Raw genomic sequence first — 16,910 nt, 5'->3', positions numbered from 1 at the left:
GGAGGAAATCATGAAAAGGCTCATCGCCGCGGCCGTGGCTGCTGGCCTCGTTCTCGAAATGGCACATGCTGCGCCATTGCCCGAAGCCAAGCCTGATGACGTCGGATTCTCGGAACAGGGCCTTGCCCGGCTGGACGATTTCTTCGCCCGCGAGATTGCGGCGAAACGGGTGCCCGGCGCCGTGGTCGCGATCGCCCGGGACGGCAAGCTCGTGCTCTACAAAGCCTACGGCCAGCTCGACCCGGCCAAGGGCACGCCGATGTCGCTCGATGCCGTCTTCGCGCTGGCGTCCATGACCAAGCCGCTTGCGGCGGTCGCCGGGCTGACACTGATGGAGCAGGGCCGCCTGCCGCTGCAGGCCAGCCTCGCCAACTATTATCCGGCCTTTGCCGACATGAAGGTCGGCGTTCCGCAGGTGGACGGTTCACTGAAGATGGAAGCGCAGGCTTCGCCGATCACCATTCATGACCTCTATCGCCACACCTCCGGCCTGATGTATGGCGGTCGGCCGGACAGCGCGAGCCCGCTCGCGCGCCTCTATCCTGACGGCACGGCGCCGGCAGTCGAGGGCGATACGCAGGCCTTTATCGATCGCATCACGAAGCTCCCGCTGGTGCACCAGCCGGGGACGGAATTCGAATATGGCTTCTCGATCGACGTGCTGGGCGCGGTGATCGAAAAAGTCACCTCGCAGCGGCTCGGCGATTATCTGGCTGCGAATGTATGGCAGCCGCTCGGCATGAAGGACGCCACGTTCCATCCGTCGGAGGGCGAGCGCGACCGCCTCGCCCGACCGTTTCCGAATGACCCGCTGACGGGCAGGCCGCAGAGCATCAGGCTGCTCGACACGCCGACGAAGTTCGACTGCGGCGGCGCCTGCGCGTTTGCCACCGTCGGCGACTATCTCCGCTTCGGCCAGATGCTGCTCAATGGTGGGGAGCTCGAGGGAAAACGCATTCTCGGGCCCAAGACGGTGCATCACATGACCTCCAACCACCTCGGGCCCGAGATCAAGAACAACGTCGCGAACGTGGAGCCGCATCGCGGCGGCTTCAGTTTCGGTCTCGGGGTGGCGGTGCGAACGAGCGAAGGTCTGTCAGCGGTCCCCGGCAACCCCGGCGAGTTCACCTGGAACGGCGCCTATGGCACGCAGTTCTTCTGCGACCCGAAGGAGCGCCTGGTTGTGGTCGTCGGAACGGCGGCGCCGGGCGAGCTCCGAAAGTACTACCGCGAGCAGGTCCAGGACATCATCTACGGCGCCATAGTGCGGTGAGGCGCGCCGGCGGTTGCGCCTCCGTCATTCCGGGGCGCGCGCAGCGCGAACTATGATGTGCAATTGCACATCAGAGAATCCATCACGCCGCGTGCGCAGGTGGAGAAATGGATTCCGGGCTCGTCCTTCGGACGCCCCGGAATGACAGGGGACGCATTTGCGCAATCCTCTCCTCCGTCATGGCCGGGCTTGACCCGGCCATCCACGTTGTCCCGGGCGCGAAGGACGTGGATGCCCCGGACATCTGCGCGAAGACGCGCTTCGCGCTTTTGCCCGGGCGTGACGGCGTCGTATCATTCGCGCGATTTTCCTTAGGCCAATCAACGTGATTTGCCCTGTCCACCCTTCGCGCGAAAAACAATCCGCTTCCGTCGTCGGGCAAATCAGTGATTTAACTCCGCGCGTCTCACAGCGGATGAGGGGCGGGTCGCGATCGTCACGAACGTTGCGGTGAGATGCGGTGGACGCAGGTGTTGCGAGAGACGAACGCAACATCAGCGGACGGCGAAGTCGTGTGGTCCTGGCGCCCCGACGCTGGCGCTAAGCTCGCGAGCAGCAAAGAGCTGCCGCGGGTGACGGTGGCAAAAAAGCCCGGTCACCGGGGAGAGCACGAAGGAAACCGTAACACCATCGCGCAGGGAAAGCCGGAATGCTTCGGTTGAACCTGTGGTCCTACCCCCGTGCTTTTTGTTGCACGGGACCCACGGGTGCAACCAGCACCCGGCTTTCCCTGCGCCCTCTGCTATCGATGAGGGTGCAAAGTAACGCAAAGCTCGGACGCAATGCGCCGCGAGAACGCGAACTCACATCCTCACGCTGTTTGAAATTTGAATCAGAACCCATCCCCGTCATTGCGAGCGCAGCGAAGCAATCCATACCTCCGCGCGTGGAGAGGTGGATTGCTTCGCTGCGCTCGCAATGACGGCGTCGTCCTGGCGGTGCCGTAGGGTGGGCAAAGCGAAGCGTGCCCACCATCGCGAGCACAGCACTGGATGGTGGGCACGACGCAAGTGCGCTTTTGCCCACCCTACGGCTTTCGCGGGACGACAGCGAGAATCGTAGGACGGGTAGAGCGAAGCGAAAGCCATCATTCGGGCGGCTTGCTCCATCGCGATGGGTTTCGCTGCGCTCTATCCATCCTACGGACTGCTCCACCACAGCTTCGCGTGGTAACGCTTGGCTCCATTCCGCGCGGGTCGGTGTTGCCGGGCCCGGCTGATGTGCTATCTCCAGTGGTGTTCGAATCTTCGCCCCTACCATAGTGCGGGCTCAGTAATGCGTAGTTGGTTTCCTCGAAGGCAAGGACTCGGCTCGTGTTACGGATGCGGTACGTGGTGGCGGTCGGCGTGCTCATGGCGCTGAACGGAACGGATGCTTTTTCTGCCGACATTGTGCGGCCGGTCGTGAAGGCGCCGCCACTGCCGTGGACCTGGAACGGCTTCTATATCGGCGGACATTTTGGCGGAGGCTCCGGCATCACCCATGTCGGTGATCCCTACGGTCCGTCGATCTATGGCGACGACATCCGTACGCCGAAGGCGCTCATCGGTGGCCAGCTTGGCTACAACTGGCAGCAGGCCGGATCACCATGGGTGTTCGGCCTCGAAGCCGATGTCTCCGCCGTCGATGTCGACGGCACCAACACCTGTCTCGCCTATTCCGGCCTGTTCGTCTCGGCGAACTGTCGTATCCGGCAGGATGTGATGGGAACGATCACCGGGCGGGTCGGCCAGGCCTTTGGGCCGGCCGGTCACTCGCTGGCCTATGTGAAAGGCGGTGCTGCGTTTCTGTCGAGCCGTTTCTCGATGACGACCAACGCTCTCGATTTCTTCGGGCGGCCGGAAGCTTCGGTGGACGCCAATGCCGTGCAGTGGGGATGGACAATCGGGCTCGGTGTCGAACACGCTCTGGCACCGGCTTGGTCGATGAAGCTGGAATACGACTATGCCAATTTCGGAAGCCGCGACATCGCGACGCCGCTCGGCGGTCTTCAGACGGCGCCGCTCGATCCAGCCGGCCTGGTCGAAACCGCTGGTCTGCCGACGGGAGTCCGGCAGGACAGCCATGTCGTCAAGCTCGGCGTGAACTATCGCCCTGGTGTTGACGCATCGCGCGGCTGGGACAATCGGCTCGCTGCTTTGCTGACGGCGACGCCGTCGGTCTCCGGGTGGTCGGCGGAAGTCGGCGCGCGTTACTGGTACAGCAGCGGTCGCTATCAGAACGATCTCGGTATGAGCACAGATCAGCCGCTGCAGAACGCGCTGATTTCACGGCTCACCTATGAGACCACAGGGCACTCCGGCGAGGTGTTCGGCCGGGTCGACAGTCCGGCCAGGGTGTTCCTGAAAGGCTTTGCCGGCGGTGGCGGGCTGACATCTGGCCACATGAACGATGAGGATTGGCTACCAACCTATCGCAACACGGCCATGGCCTATTCGAACACAGACCAGGGCAGGGTCGAGGGCACGATTGCCTATGCCACGCTGGACGTTGGATACACCCTGCTGGAAACGCCGGGCGCGAAATTCGGGGCGTTCGCAGGCTATAATTTCTATCGCGACCGCAAGGACTCCTATGGATGCGTCCAGATTGCGTATCCCGGCGGCGGCGTGATTTGCGCCGTTCCCTCGCCGACCACCGGGATCACCATCTCGCAGTCCGAAGACTGGCACTCTCTGCGCATCGGTGTGAACGGGATCGTCACGATTGCGCCCGGACTCAAGCTCACGGCCGACGCGGCCTATTTGCCCTACGTTTCCGTTTCCGGTCTCGATACGCATTACTTGCGTTCCGACGAGCCGTCGCCCTATTCCCCGGCCAACGGCACCGGGCGCGGCATGCAGCTCGAAGCCGTGCTGACCTATGACGTGACCGAGCGCTTCAGTGTCGGCGTCGGCGGCCGCTTCTGGTCGATGTGGGCGACCGATGTTTTCACGAGGGGATTCGGCAGTCCGTTTCCGACATCGACCCTCCCGATCCGCGCCGAACGCTTCGGCACGTTCCTGCAGACGTCCTACAAATTCGATGCAGTGAATTAGAACCTTGCCGCCCGTCAGTTACCGTAGAGATAGTTCGGCAGCCACAAGGTCAGGCCGGGCCAGATATACATCAGCACCATGCAGATGATGACGATCAGCATGTAGGGCATCATGCCGGCAAAAATCTGGTTCAGCGTGACGTGCTTTGGCGCCACGCCCTTCAGATAGAAGGCCGACATCGCCACCGGCGGCGACAGGAACGCCGCCTGCAGGTTCACGAAGACCAGGACACCCCACAGAATCGGATCGATGTTGAAGTGCTTCAGCATCGGCAGGAAGATCGGCACGAAGATCACGATGATCTCGGTCCATTCCAGCGGCCAGCCCAGAATGAAGATGATCGCCTGCGACAGGATCATGAACTGGACCGGCGACATGTTGAGCGACAGCACCCAGCTCTCCAGCAGCGCCTGGCCGCCGAGGATCGCGAACACCGCCGAGAACAGCGCCGAGCCGACGAACAGCCAGCACACCATCGAGGTGGTCTTGGCGGTCAGGAACACCGCTTCCTTGGTGCGCTTCCAGTCCAGCGTCCGCGCCTGGAAGGCGAGCAGGAAGGCGCCGGCAGCGCCGACTGCTGCCGATTCGGTCGCGGTCGTGATGCCGAACAGGATCACGCCCAGCACCACCACCGTGAGGATGCCGAGCGGCATCACCGAGGTGATGAGCAGCCGCAGCACCTCGAACTGCTCGGCCTCCATGGTCCAGTAATAGTAGAGAAGCAGCAGGCCGCAGATGCCGGCGACGAACGCGAAGTAGGTATAGAACTCCGGCGGCGGTCCGAGCTCCGCCGGCGCCGCGATGGTCTTGCCTCGCAGCTCGGCACTGCCCATCTCCTGCAGCACCTCCGGCTCGTTCTTCGTGGTGGCCTCCGACCGGCTCGCGCCGCCCCCGCCGAGCTCCTCGAGTTTCTCTTCCGCGCTTTCTTCCGCGGGCTGGGCGCCTGCACCAAGCGGCTGAAGCGTCTCCTGGGTTCGCTGCTGCTGCGCGGCGGCCGGGAGCTGCGGCGCAATATCCGGCTGCTGGTGAATCACGACGTACCACCAGGCGGCCCACAGCGTCGCCAGCGTCAGCATCAGCGGCACGAGGGCGTGGGCGAGGCTCGTCAGCAGCATCGAATAGGTGACGCGGGTGCCGTCCACGCCGGCGTTGACGGCCCTTGCGGGCATCAGCACCGCCGCAAGCAGCGCGGGCAGCATCTTGCGCGAATAGGACTGCTGCAGCTTGGCGATCCAGGGCCGCACCGGAACCTTGGTTTCGTTCTCGGGAAGCTTGGGCGCGATCTTTGGATTCAAGAGCGCCCAGCCGACGATGTAGACCAGATAGAGGAAGGCGAGGAAGAAGCCGGGAAACATCGCCGCGGCGTAGAGCTTCACCACCGACTGCCCGGCCACTGCCGCGTAGACGATGATCATCACCGATGGCGGGATCAGGATGCCGAGCGTGCCGCCGGCGGTGATGACGCCGGAGGCGAGCTTGACGTCGTAGCCGGCCTTCAGCATCGGGTTGAAGGCGATGACGCCCATCAGCACAACGACCGCGCCGACCAGGCCCGAGGCGATGCCCCAAAATGTGCAGACGATCAGTGTCGCCACCGCGAGCGAAGCGGGCAGGCGGCGGAACGCGAGCTGGATCGAATAGAACATCTTGTCGACCAGCGCGCCGCGCTCCATCACGTAGCCCATCAGCACGAACAGCGGGATCGAGATCAGGACGTCGTTGGTCATCGCACCGTAGGTGCGCTGGACCATCAGGTCGAAGATGTGATTGTCGCTCCAGGCCTCGCCGCCGCGGTGATAGGCGAAGAAGCCGAAGAACATGCCGAGCCCCATCAGCGTGAACGCCGTCGGGAAGCCCATCATGATGACGACCACGATGAGGACGAGCATCAACAGCCCGAGTGCCGGATCGCTCATCGCTGCAGGTCTCCGCCCATGCCGCGCTGCCGCGCGCTCTCCTCGATGTCCTGCGCATGCGCGATCGCGGCCTTGCGCGATTCCTCATCGACATATTCGCTGTGCGCGAGCTGCTCCTCGACGACGTCGATCTCGCTGACGTCACGGAGCCGGTCGGGCCAGGCGCCGGTCCTGAGGCACATGATGCAGCGCGCGATCTCGGCCGCGCCCTGCAGCAGCACCAAGGCCCCGGCGAGCGGGATCATGAACTTGAAGTGGTAGACTGGCGGGCCGTCGGCGGTCACGTTGGAATGCTCGTTGATGCGCCAGGAATCGAGCGCGTAGTCCCAGCCGGCGTAGACCAGCGCCGCGATGCCCGGCAGGAAGAACGCGAAATACAGCACGAGGTCGAGCGAGGCCTGCAGGCGCGGCCGCATCGAGCTGTAGAGGAAATCGCCGCGGACATGGGCGTTCTGCGCCAGCGTGTAGGCACCCGCGATCATGAACAGGGTGCCGTACAGCATATTGGAGGCGTCGAAGATCCACGCCGTCGGCATGTTGAGGATGTAGCGCTTGAAGACCTCGGCGCAGACAAGGCCCATCAGCCCGACAACCAGCCACGCCGCGGCCTTGCCGGTCCAGGTGCTGATGCCGTCGATCATGTACAGGAAACGCTGTGCGCTCATCTGCGTTCGCTACCGGCCGTTCCGGAAGTATCGGGTTGGTGTAGAGACAGCGGAAGCGTCATCCGGGTTCGCTGTCTCCGGATGACGCTTCGGTCGTGCGCAGCGCCTGTCAGGTCTTCTTCTTGGCGTTCGGTCCGAAATAGTGGTTGTAGGCCATACGGCGGTTGACCACCGTGTCGTTCTCCCACTGCGTCGCGCGCTTGGCGAAGGCGAGCTGGGATTCGACGATTTCCTTGAACAGCGGGTTCTCGGCCGACTTCTTCTCAACCACTTGGTCGTAGATCTCGAGCTGCTTCTGCAGGATCGAATCCGGCGTCTTGTAGAACTTGACCTTGTCCTTGGTCTGCATCTCCTCGTAGTCCTTCGAGTAGCGGTCGATCGCCTTCCAGCTCATGTCCTGGCTGGCCGCTTCGACGGCGTTGGAGATGATGGCCTTCATCTTGTCCGGCAGGGCATCGTACTTGGTCTTGTTGAACATGATCTCGAACTGCTCGGCATTCTGATGGTAGCTCTGCAGCATGCAGATCTTGGAGACGTCGGTGAAGCCGAGCACGCGGTCGGAAGTCGCGTTGTTGAACTCGGCAGCGTCGAGCAGGCCACGGTCCATCGCCGAGACGATTTCGCCGCCGGGCAGCGCGTTGACGGCGGCGCCGAGGCCGGTGAACACGTCGATGGAAATGCCGACGGTGCGGAATTTCAGGCCTTGGAAGTCATCCACCTTGGACATCGGCTTCTTGAACCAGCCGAGCGGCTGGGTCGGCATCGGCCCATAGGGGAAGGAGACGACATTGGCGCCGATCGAGGCGTAGAGCTTGGCGAGCAGCTCCTTGCCGCCGCCATATTTGTGCCAGGCCAGCAGCATGTTGGCATCCATCGCGTAGCCCGGACCGGAGCCCCACAGCGCCAGCGCGGTCTGCTTGCCGTAGTGGTAGACCAAGACGCCATGGCCGCCATCGAGCGTCCCCTTCGAGACGGCGTCGAGCAGGCCGAAGGCCGGCACCACGGCGCCGGCGGGAAGCACCTCGATCTTGAGGTCGCCGCCGGTCATGTCGTTGACCTTCTTGGCGTAGTCGAGCGCGTATTCGTGGAAAATATCCTTGGCCGGCCAGGTGCTTTGCCAGCGCATGTTGATCGGGCCCTGCGCGCTGACGATGGTAGGCGCTGCAACGCTTGCTGCGGCGCCCGCGGCCGCAACCTTCAGGAAGCGGCGACGACTGGACGCACTGCCTCTATTGGATTTGGTCATAGTTTCCTCCCTGCCCTTATGATTGGCGGTCCCTTTAGGATCCGCTCTTTTTTAGGAAGGAAGACAAAGGCGTGCGCAGGAGTTTGGCAAGAACGTTCCCGATGATGCGACGCTAGGACGCGGGCCGCGAGCAACAAGCTCGCGACTGCGAGTTCGGATTTATTTCCGGCAGGAGCAGAAAACGCTCTGGTAACAAGCCGCAGGGCTGGAGGCTCTATTAGACTTTCAGCGCAGTCGACTTGGCCCCAGCATCTCGCGATCGGGTTACCGGTCCGAGGGTTCGTCGTCGCGTCGGCGCGGCTGCGGCAGGCTGAACCCGTGATAGAGCGCCAAGACGCGAAGCAGCACACAGAGTGCCGTGCCGGGCAGCAGGGTGGCCGCGACCGGCATGCCCAGCGCGTGTCCGACCGTGACGACCGCGCTGCCCGCGAGGGCGGCCATGGCGTAGAACTCGGAATAGAGGACGATGGGCATCCGCACGGAGAGCAGGTCACGCACCATTCCGCCGCCGATCCCCGTCACCATGCCGAGGATCGTGGCCATGACAGGGGGAATGCCGTATTCGAGGGCTTTCTGTGTGCCGGTCGTTGCGAAGATGCCAAGGCCTGCCGCATCGAACAGTTCGACCGGAAAGCGCAGGCGATCGATCAGCGCCGAGAACCAGAATGCGAACAGGCCGCCGGCGGCGGAAATGGCGAGCGCATGCCAATTCGTCACGGAGGCAGGTGGAGTCGCGCCGATCAGGAGATCACGGAGAACGCCGCCGGCAACTGCGGTCACGAAGGCTAGCACGAGAACGCCGAAAATATCCATGCGTTGCCGGACGCCCGCGGCGGCGCCGCTGAGCGCGAACACCAGCGTTCCCAGGAGATTGAGGGCTTGGACCAGCGTCGCGCTTTCCATCGAGGCTCACGCTCTTACCTCGGCATCTCTGAGCCAAAGGCCGGCCGCCGTCAACATCGCCTCGATCCCCGCGCTCGCAGGGCCGGGTGAATCACTGGCGTCAAATTCGGCGCATGATTGCCATGCTCGCTGGCGGAGAAGCACAACGGCGTCTTGCAGCAGCGGAGCGCCTCGAAGAACCACGGCGCCGCGGCCGCAATCGGATCGCTCTCCGGCATCGTGAGCAGCGTCGGGCAGCGGATGAGGTCCGCGTGCCCGAGTCGGAAGCGGCCTCGGGTGTCGTCGGCGCCGCCCGTGAAGGCTGTCTGCGGCTTATTTCAATCTTCAGCGCGGCTAGGACCGCTCCGCCGTCCGCGCCCGCCGCCCCTCGATCGGATAGGCCGGATCGTTGTAGCCGGGCGTGGAAGCATGCCCGCTCACGACGAGCCGGTCGATCAGCGCCTCGTCTTCGACGGTGAAGCGATAGTCGAGCGCGCGGACGTAATCGTCCCATTGCGCTTCCGTGCGCGGACCGGCGATCACGGCGGAGACGAGGGATGAATTCAGCACCCAGGCGACCGCGAACTGCGCGGCGGTGATGCCGCGTGCTTCCGCATATTGCTTGATCTCTTGCGCCAGCCTCAAGGATTCCGGCCGCCACTCGGTCTGCATCATGCGCTTGTCGTTACGGCCGGCACGGGTGTCCTTGTCGGGGGTGGCATCAGCGCGGTATTTGCCGGTCAGGACGCCGCGGGCGAGCGGGCTATAGGGTACCACCCCAAGGCCATAATAGCGGCAGGCCGGCAGGTGCTCGACCTCGGGCATGCGGTTCATCGCGTTGTAATAGGGCTGGCTCACGATCGGGCGGTCGAGGCCGAGCCGGTCGCAGATGTTACAGATCTCGGCAACGCGCCAGGCGCGATAGTTCGAGACGCCGAAGTAGCGCACCTTACCCTGCCTGATCAGGTCGCCGATCGCGCGCACGGTCTCCTCCAGCGGCGTCGTGTGGTCTTCCTTGTGCAGGTAGTAGATGTCGATGTAGTCGGTGCCGAGCCGTTTCAGGCTCGCCTCCGCCGCCTGCAGCACCCAGCGTCGCGACAGCCCGCCGAAATTCGGATCGTCGCCGATCTGATTAGCGAGCTTGGTAGCGAGGACCCAGTTCTGCCTGTTGTTGGATATCGCGCGGCCCACCACCTGCTCGGAGTTTCCACCATTATAGGCATCCGCGGTGTCGATGAAGTTGACGCCGGCCTCGCGCGCCTTTGCGATGATCCGCGCCGACGTCGCCTCGTCGGTCGGGCCGCCGAACATCATGGTGCCCAGGCAGATCGGCGAAATCTTCAGGCCGCTGCGGCCGAGTTGACCGTACTGCATGTATCAAACCTCTGCGTTGTCGCGTCATTCCGGGGCGGTCCGCAGGACCGAACTCGGAATCTCGAGATTCTCCGATGTGCAATTGCACATCGTAGTTCGATGCTTTCGCATTGCCCCGGAACGACGATCTCAGCCTACTCGCTCTTCAATATCTTGAACACGCCGTTCGCCATGGCGATGCAGCGTTTGTCGACGGTCACTTCGGTGGTGATGAAGATCAGGCTCCTGGTCGAGCGTACCACGCGCGGCTTCGAGATCAAGGTTTCGCCGATCTTGCCGGCCTCCACAAAGTGCGTATCAAGCTGCACGGTCGCAAGCGCCGGCTTGCCCGAGACATAGCGGGCGGTCATGCCGCAGGTGCGGTCCGCGAAGGTCATGATCACGCCGCCTTGCACCAGGCCGCGGCGATTGTGATGCTTATCCTCGGTGATCAACGCATATTCATGCTCGTCATCGACGAGGCGCTGCCACAGCGGCCCGACCAGATGCAGGAAACCGGATGTATCGACGATCTTCCAGCCGTCGGATTTGAGCTTTTCCGCGGCATGTTTCGTCATGTGATGCTTTCCGTCCGGCGAGGCATGATATCAGGTCATTTCATCGAACGCGGGACTGTTGTAGTCAAGATCAATGGCCCGTTCATTTGATGATGCCACCCGGCGGAATATCGCAGAGCTCTGTACGGCGTTCAGGCGCCTGCCGGACGATTCTGCGCCGCTGCTCAAACGCGCGGCGGTCGCGATCGCACTCACGAGCGGCGAGGGCGAGGAGACCGCATTCCTGCTCACCCGCCGTGCGGCCAGCTTGCGCAGCCACAGCGCGCAATGGGCGCTGCCCGGCGGACGCTGCGATTCCGGCGAGACACAGGCGGAAGCGGCACTGCGCGAACTGCACGAAGAGCTCGGGCTGCGCGTCAATGATGGCGACGTGCTCGGCGTGCTCGACGACTATCCGACCCGCTCGGGCTATCTGATCACTCCGGTGGTAGTGTGGGTCTCGACACGGGCGCCGATCATGCCCAACCCGGACGAGGTAGCTTCCGTCCATCGCATCACGCTTGAATCGATCGAGGCGGAGGATGCGTTCAGCTTCACCACCATTCCCGAAAGTGTCAGGCGCGTGATCCGCTTCCGCCACGCCGGCCAGCACATCCATGCGCCGACGGCCGCCTTGATCTACCAGTTCCGCGAAGTGCTGGCCGGCCGCGACACCCGCGTCGCCGATCTCGAGCAGCCGGTCTTCGCCTGGAAGTAGGCAGCTCTCAACCGTCATTGCGAGGAGCGCAGCGACGAAGCAATCCGCGTCTCCGCAAATGGCGCGATGGATTGCTTCGCTCCGCTCGCAATGACGGGGCGGCCGAGTCATCAGAAGTCCAGTTGCTGACGCCAGGCATCTGAGCGACAATGCCACCATAACAACAAACATCAGGGGAGGCTCTCGGGCATGCTGTCCTGGAAGAAGCGACTTTACACTGCCATCGCCGCGCTCGCTGTCGGCGCAGCATCGCATCCCGCGCAGGCCCAGGATTATCCGAACCGGCCGATCACGCTCGTCATCCCCTTCGCGCCCGGCGGCAGCACGTCCATCGTCGGCCGCGGCATTGCCGAGAAGATGAGTGAATTGCTCGGCGAGAAGATCGTGATCGACAACCGCCCCGGCGCCGGCGGCACGGTCGGCACCAAGGCGGTCGCCAAGAGCGACCCCGATGGCTACACGCTGGTGCTCGGCTATACCGGGACACTCGCGATCGGCCCGTCGCTCTACAAGAAAGCGGGCTACGATCCGCGGAAAGATTTCGCGCCGATCGGCATGATCGGCAATGCGCCGAATTCGCTGGTCGTGCATCCGTCGTTCCCGGCCAAGAGCGTCGCCGAGCTGATCGCCTATGCCAAAGAAAATCCGGGCAAGGTCAGTTTCGGTTCGGCCGGCGCCGGCACAGCAAGCCACATCACTGGCGAATATTTCGCGCGCAGTGCCGGCATCTCGCTCGTGCATGTTCCCTACAAGGGAACGGGCCCTGCGCTGGTCGACCTCATCGGCGGGCACATCCCGATGGCATTTGCGCCGATCCCTGCCTCTCACGCCAATGTCAGCGGCGGAACGCTGCGCGCACTCGCGGTGACCAGCGTGACCCGCTCCGGTCTCCTGCCCGACGTGCCGACGATCGCCGAGGCCGGCGTTCCCGGATTCGACGCTTCGCTCTACTATGGCCTTGCGGCACCGGCCGGCACGCCGCGGCCGATCGTCGACAAGCTCAACAAGGTGCTGGGCGATGCGCTCGCCTCCGAGGAGGTGAAGCGGCAATTGGGCTCTGACGGCACCGAGATCACGCCGGGCTCGCCCGAGGATTACGCCGAGTTCATCGACAAGGACGAGAAGAAGTGGGCGCAGCTCGTGAAGGCCAGCGGCGTCGAGCCGGAGTGAGAAGCACTTGTTCTGGGCCATGGCGGGGCGTTTGGTCGCTTTTGAGTGATTCAATTCGAGGCTGACATCGCGCGCGTCCTTGCTACAAGAGAGCATGCGCCCGCCATTGATTCGCTGTTTCCCCGGATTGGTCGCGCTCGCGCTGTTCGCGGGCGCGCCGGAGGCCGTGGCGGTCGAGGCTGCCACCCTTTCGGCTTCCACCGCGGATGCGATGGCGCAGGCCGCAACGCCGCAGGCGATCGCCGAATATCGCCGCAAGCTGCGCGAATATCAGGAAGCGCGCGCCGCCTTCGATGAGGAGGCGGGCGCCTATTGGAGTGCGATTTCCGAGAAACGGCGCACCCGCAACGCCAAACGGCGCGAGCGACAGCCGATCACGCTCGATGATTATGTGCTCGATCAGCCGCCGCTCTATACCGGGCCGAAACGGCCGGTGAATCCGGAACCCGAAGAAGAGGAACCGTCGCGTCCACGCAGGACCATTCCTCTCGTCGCCGATTTCCTGAAGGCCGCCGCCGAGCAGTTTCAGTTCACGCCAGAGCGGCCGGCCACCGAGATCGAGTTCAAGCGCGCCTACGCCCGTTACGCGCTCGCGGCCGGCTTGACGCGCGAGCAGGCGGTGCGGGTCTATTCCTTCGAGACCGGCGGCACCGGCAATCATGATATGCAGTCGGGCTACCGCGGTCCGGGCACAAAGGCGATCTCGACCGCAATCGGCTACAATCAGTTGCTCACCACCAACACCGTCGAGTTGATCGCGCAGCAGGGCCCTGAGTTCATCAAGGTGCTGACTCAAAAGGCCGCTACGCTGTCCGGTCCCGCGCGCAAGGCGATGGATCACAAGCTCGCGGTGCTGAAGAAGATGGTGGCATTCGCACGCACGGTGCCGGACGACTGGTCGGCGCATGAGCGGCTCGCGAGCACGCCGCAGGGCTGGGCAGTCCATTCCATGGTGCTCGATATCGACGTCGGCCCGATGCTGCAGACCCACAAGCTGCTGACGTCAGTCATCTTCGCGCGGAACAAGGGCTACACCCGCCCGCTGAGCGCGGCCGAACTCGAGATGATGAACCTCACCGGAGACGGCACCGGCTACGACATGGTCACGATGCCGCAAGCGATGCGCGAGAGGGTGCCGACGTCGAACTTCTTCCAGCGCGGCGGCTACGAGCGCAACCCGGTCGCGATCCGCCACAACACGGTAGCAAAGCTGCTCGCAGTCACCGACGAGCGGATGGATTTCAACAGCAACAAGCCCGGCGCCAAGGAACTGGCGTCAGTGTTTTAGTGGCCCGCGGGCCGTAGGGTGGGCAAAGCGAAGCGTGCCCACCTTTCTTGCACCGACCGTGGATGGTGGGCACGCTGCGCTTTGCCCACCCTACAGGTTACAGCGGCATCGTCGCCTAATTCGATCCGAACATGAACTTGCCGTCGCCCTCGAGATAGGGGCCGGAGCGCATGTAGAGCTGGCCGTTCTGGCCGACGAAGAACAGCGTGCCTCTCGGCACCTTCTTGGCGCCTTTGAGCAGCAGCCCGGCATTGTTGGTCCCCATCTTGTAGGCGAGGGTCGAGCCGTCCTTGCCATAGGCGTAGCCCATGTCGGACTTCAGCTCCCAGGGTGCGGGCGATGCATCCTGTGCGAGTGCGGGAGCCGCCAGCGTCGTCAGTGCCGCTGCCGTCAAAAAAGCCGTCATCAAAAAGCTCTTGGCCTGAAATCGAGTCATGATCGTCCTCCCCAGTCGTCGCTGCCGAAACCGGCGCCCTTGCCTTGAACAAATCACGAACGTCATTATTCCGTCAATACGACGGAAGTCGTCGTGCGGCATCACGTGCAACCTGCGGGTTTGTGATTTCCTGCTTCGCGACTATGTTGCCGTTTCCATCTACAAACGCATGATTGCGAAAAGTTTGATAGGGATGATTCGAATGACCCCCGGCATGAACATCGGTTTCGGTATTGCGCTCTCGCTGATGACGATGGCCACCGCGGCTTATGCCGACGAATTCAAGCTTTCCAACAACCAGCGCATCGCCTGCAGCCGGGGATTGTCCGCCGGCAAGCTCAACACTGCGACCTGCAAGTCCTACGCCTATCTGTTCAACACCAAGACCTCGGAATATTTCCGCTGCCAGGTCTCGCTGGCGCTGACGCGCGACAACAAGGAGGTTATCAACGTGCAGGCCGATGGCGGCTGCACCAAGCGGCCGCGCATCTTCGACACCGATGGCAATTACTCCTTCGATGCCACCGAAACTGAACCGCCGAACACCAACTCGTTCTTCGGTCCCGGCGGCTATTCGGTCTGGGCCAGCGACAACAATGTGCAGAAGGTGCGCGGCTGCATCACGATCTCCTCCGGCCTCGGCTCGGATATCTCGAAATGCATCGACATGACGTTCCAGTGAACGTCACGATTTCGATTCAGCGCTCGCGGCAGGGGAAGGCCGCGAGCGGGCGAACTTCTTCACTCCCATCGGCTTGCCGAACAGATAGCCTTGCACCAGGTCGAAGCCGACCGCATGGGCGGTGAGGAAGTCGGCGCGGGTCTCGACGCCCTGGGCGAGCGCCCGTGCGCCGTGGTCGTGGGCAAGCTCGACGACATGTTTGCACACGGTCTGCTTCAGCCGGTCGTCGGCGGCGCCGGTGACGAATTGATGATCGATCTTCAGTTCGACGAAGGGGAAGTTCTTTAGACCCATCAGCGATGGCCACTCCGTGCCGACCTGGTCGACCGATATCGCGATGTTGTGGAACCGCACCTGCCGCGCGACCTCGATCACGAGGTCCAGGTTCTCGATCACCTCGGCGCTTCCGATCTCGAGCAGCAGGCCGCCGAACGCGGGATGCTGCGGCACGCGGCGGCATAATTCGCGCACGGCTTGCGGATCGCTCAGGAACGATACCGGCAGGTTGATCGAGAGGTCCACCGGTCCTTTCTGCTCCAAGAGATAGTGCCAGTCCTCGATGGCGCGACCGACCACGAATTCGGACAGCGCTTGGAAATGCGGATCGCTTTCATCGGGAATGAAATAGGCCGGCGGCACCACACCCCACGCCGGATGCCGCATCCTGACGAGAGCCTCCGCGCCCGCGGGCACCAGAGTGCGCAAGTTGATCTTCTGCTGGTACCACAATTCGAGCCAGCCGGCCTTGAGCGCTTCTGCCACATCGACCGCGGGGCTCGGCGCGGGCTCCTGCGGCAGCAGCATCGCAACGCTGTCGCGCAGCGTTCCGGCGCCGAACGGCGTCGCCAGCGGCGGCAGCATGGCTACGCCGTATTCTTCGCCAATTTGCCTGACCGCTTTTACCATAATCGACTCGGGCGGGCCGATGACGAGAACCTTGCCGGCGAAATTCTTTCTGACGAGAACCTCCAGAATCCTGCCGACCTCGATCCCGTTGACGGAGACACCGAGCACAAGCAGGTCGGGCCGATGCGCGTCCAGCGCGCCATCCAGTTCGGTGGCCTCGCCGCACTCCGAGGTGATGAAGCCGAGATCCTCGAGAGCATCAGAAAGAAAGGTACGAAGGTGCTTCTTGCTATCGGCGACGCAAGCCCGCGGCGTCAATTTGCGATGACCGAACCAGCCGGGTCGTGCGTATTCCTTGGGGTTGATTTGATTCATGCCCGCCCTTTCCCGTGATGTCGATTTGACTCGTACATCTCCGTGGCGGCCTTAATCGGGAAATTTGAGGACCCTCCTTTCAAATCCCCATGAATGCTTAGGTAGGGTTAAAGAGACAAATAAAGCTAAAATTGTAATGAATAATCGAAGCAGATCAGCGCATCGGCGGCCTCAAATCCCGTGCTCCGACGCTATTCGGTCCGAACTGCTCGCGCGCGATTGCAATGGTGCGCCGCCGCGTCGTTTCGCGGCGGCAGCACGCGTTAATGTCTGTGGTTGTTTATCGTTGTCGCCGTGATCGATTCCCGTTTTGAGAATAGCGTTCACGTGATCGCCGCCGCTACCGATCGTTCTTTATTCGAGCATGATCTTTTCGGAAAGCCGGTCTCCACTTTTCCGGATCATGCTCTAGGTCGCGTGGACAGTTATCTTAGCCAGAGCAGAGTTGCGGCGATAGCGACGACA

General features: G+C 63.0%; 15 protein-coding genes. 7 read left to right on the top strand and 8 right to left on the bottom strand.

Going from position 1 to position 16,910, the window contains the following annotated elements; translation table 11 throughout:
- Positions 1–10: 10 nt before the first annotated feature.
- Together AC5ZG5_RS16280 and AC5ZG5_RS16275 are read left to right on the top strand one after the other, a co-directional pair.
- Complete coding sequence (locus AC5ZG5_RS16280; protein ID WP_456642928.1) at positions 11–1,273, top strand: serine hydrolase domain-containing protein; 1,263 nt, start codon at positions 11–13, stop codon at positions 1,271–1,273.
- A gap of 1,322 nt (positions 1,274–2,595) precedes the next feature.
- Positions 2,596–4,311: an outer membrane beta-barrel protein gene (locus AC5ZG5_RS16275; protein WP_456642938.1), complete on the top strand. Its 1,716-nt coding sequence runs from the start codon at positions 2,596–2,598 to the stop codon at positions 4,309–4,311.
- A gap of 14 nt (positions 4,312–4,325) precedes the next feature.
- Here the strand turns inward: AC5ZG5_RS16275 and AC5ZG5_RS16270 are convergent, their stop codons facing one another.
- From AC5ZG5_RS16270 to AC5ZG5_RS16245, 6 genes are all read right to left on the bottom strand, one after another.
- Positions 4,326–6,227, bottom strand: coding sequence for a TRAP transporter large permease (locus AC5ZG5_RS16270; RefSeq protein ID WP_456642929.1), 1,902 nt, complete (start codon positions 6,225–6,227; stop codon positions 4,326–4,328).
- On the bottom strand, positions 6,224–6,892 hold the full coding sequence (locus tag AC5ZG5_RS16265; protein ID WP_130229586.1) for a TRAP transporter small permease subunit: 669 nt from the start codon (positions 6,890–6,892) through the stop codon (positions 6,224–6,226). The genes AC5ZG5_RS16270 and AC5ZG5_RS16265 overlap by 4 nt, the downstream gene beginning before the upstream one ends.
- 109 nt (positions 6,893–7,001) lie before the next feature.
- A complete protein-coding gene (locus AC5ZG5_RS16260) occupies positions 7,002–8,138 on the bottom strand; it encodes a TRAP transporter substrate-binding protein (protein ID WP_456642930.1) in 1,137 nt (378 codons plus the stop codon).
- Between the two features lie 264 nt (positions 8,139–8,402).
- Entirely contained in the window at positions 8,403–9,041 is a 639-nt protein-coding gene (locus AC5ZG5_RS16255) for a trimeric intracellular cation channel family protein (RefSeq protein WP_130229584.1), read from the bottom strand.
- Between the two features lie 333 nt (positions 9,042–9,374).
- Positions 9,375–10,394 (bottom strand): aldo/keto reductase, encoded by a 1,020-nt coding sequence (locus AC5ZG5_RS16250; RefSeq protein ID WP_456642931.1) that lies wholly within the window; start codon positions 10,392–10,394, stop codon positions 9,375–9,377.
- A 134-nt stretch (positions 10,395–10,528) separates the two neighbouring features.
- Positions 10,529–10,951 carry a PaaI family thioesterase gene (locus AC5ZG5_RS16245; RefSeq protein WP_130229582.1) on the bottom strand — a complete coding sequence of 141 codons (423 nt, stop codon included), beginning with the start codon at positions 10,949–10,951 and terminating at the stop codon, positions 10,529–10,531.
- Between the two features lie 73 nt (positions 10,952–11,024).
- Between AC5ZG5_RS16245 and AC5ZG5_RS16240 the strand changes: the two genes are divergently transcribed.
- From AC5ZG5_RS16240 to AC5ZG5_RS16230, 3 genes are all read left to right on the top strand, one after another.
- Positions 11,025–11,648: an NUDIX hydrolase gene (locus AC5ZG5_RS16240; RefSeq protein WP_130229581.1), complete on the top strand. Its 624-nt coding sequence runs from the start codon at positions 11,025–11,027 to the stop codon at positions 11,646–11,648.
- 189 nt (positions 11,649–11,837) lie between these two features.
- Positions 11,838–12,818, top strand: coding sequence for a Bug family tripartite tricarboxylate transporter substrate binding protein (locus AC5ZG5_RS16235; protein ID WP_456642932.1), 981 nt, complete (start codon positions 11,838–11,840; stop codon positions 12,816–12,818).
- 94 nt (positions 12,819–12,912) lie between these two features.
- Positions 12,913–14,106 (top strand): hypothetical protein, encoded by a 1,194-nt coding sequence (locus AC5ZG5_RS16230; RefSeq protein WP_028168235.1) that lies wholly within the window; start codon positions 12,913–12,915, stop codon positions 14,104–14,106.
- A gap of 115 nt (positions 14,107–14,221) precedes the next feature.
- Here the strand turns inward: AC5ZG5_RS16230 and AC5ZG5_RS16225 are convergent, their stop codons facing one another.
- Entirely contained in the window at positions 14,222–14,542 is a 321-nt protein-coding gene (locus tag AC5ZG5_RS16225; protein ID WP_165435540.1) for a hypothetical protein, read from the bottom strand.
- 202 nt (positions 14,543–14,744) lie between these two features.
- Between AC5ZG5_RS16225 and AC5ZG5_RS16220 the strand changes: the two genes are divergently transcribed.
- Positions 14,745–15,224 (top strand): hypothetical protein, encoded by a 480-nt coding sequence (locus AC5ZG5_RS16220; protein ID WP_028168237.1) that lies wholly within the window; start codon positions 14,745–14,747, stop codon positions 15,222–15,224.
- A gap of 3 nt (positions 15,225–15,227) precedes the next feature.
- Here the strand turns inward: AC5ZG5_RS16220 and AC5ZG5_RS16215 are convergent, their stop codons facing one another.
- Entirely contained in the window at positions 15,228–16,445 is a 1,218-nt protein-coding gene (locus AC5ZG5_RS16215) for an EAL domain-containing response regulator (RefSeq protein WP_130229578.1), read from the bottom strand.
- 276 nt (positions 16,446–16,721) lie between these two features.
- Between AC5ZG5_RS16215 and AC5ZG5_RS16210 the strand changes: the two genes are divergently transcribed.
- Positions 16,722–16,910: hypothetical protein (locus tag AC5ZG5_RS16210; protein ID WP_496165451.1), on the top strand; the 189-nt coding region annotated here is incomplete at its 3' end.

The organism is Bradyrhizobium sp. Ses1, assembly GCF_059512365.1.
Note: the sequence above shows the minus strand (reverse complement) of the source record. Positions and strands in the feature narration are given on the sequence as shown.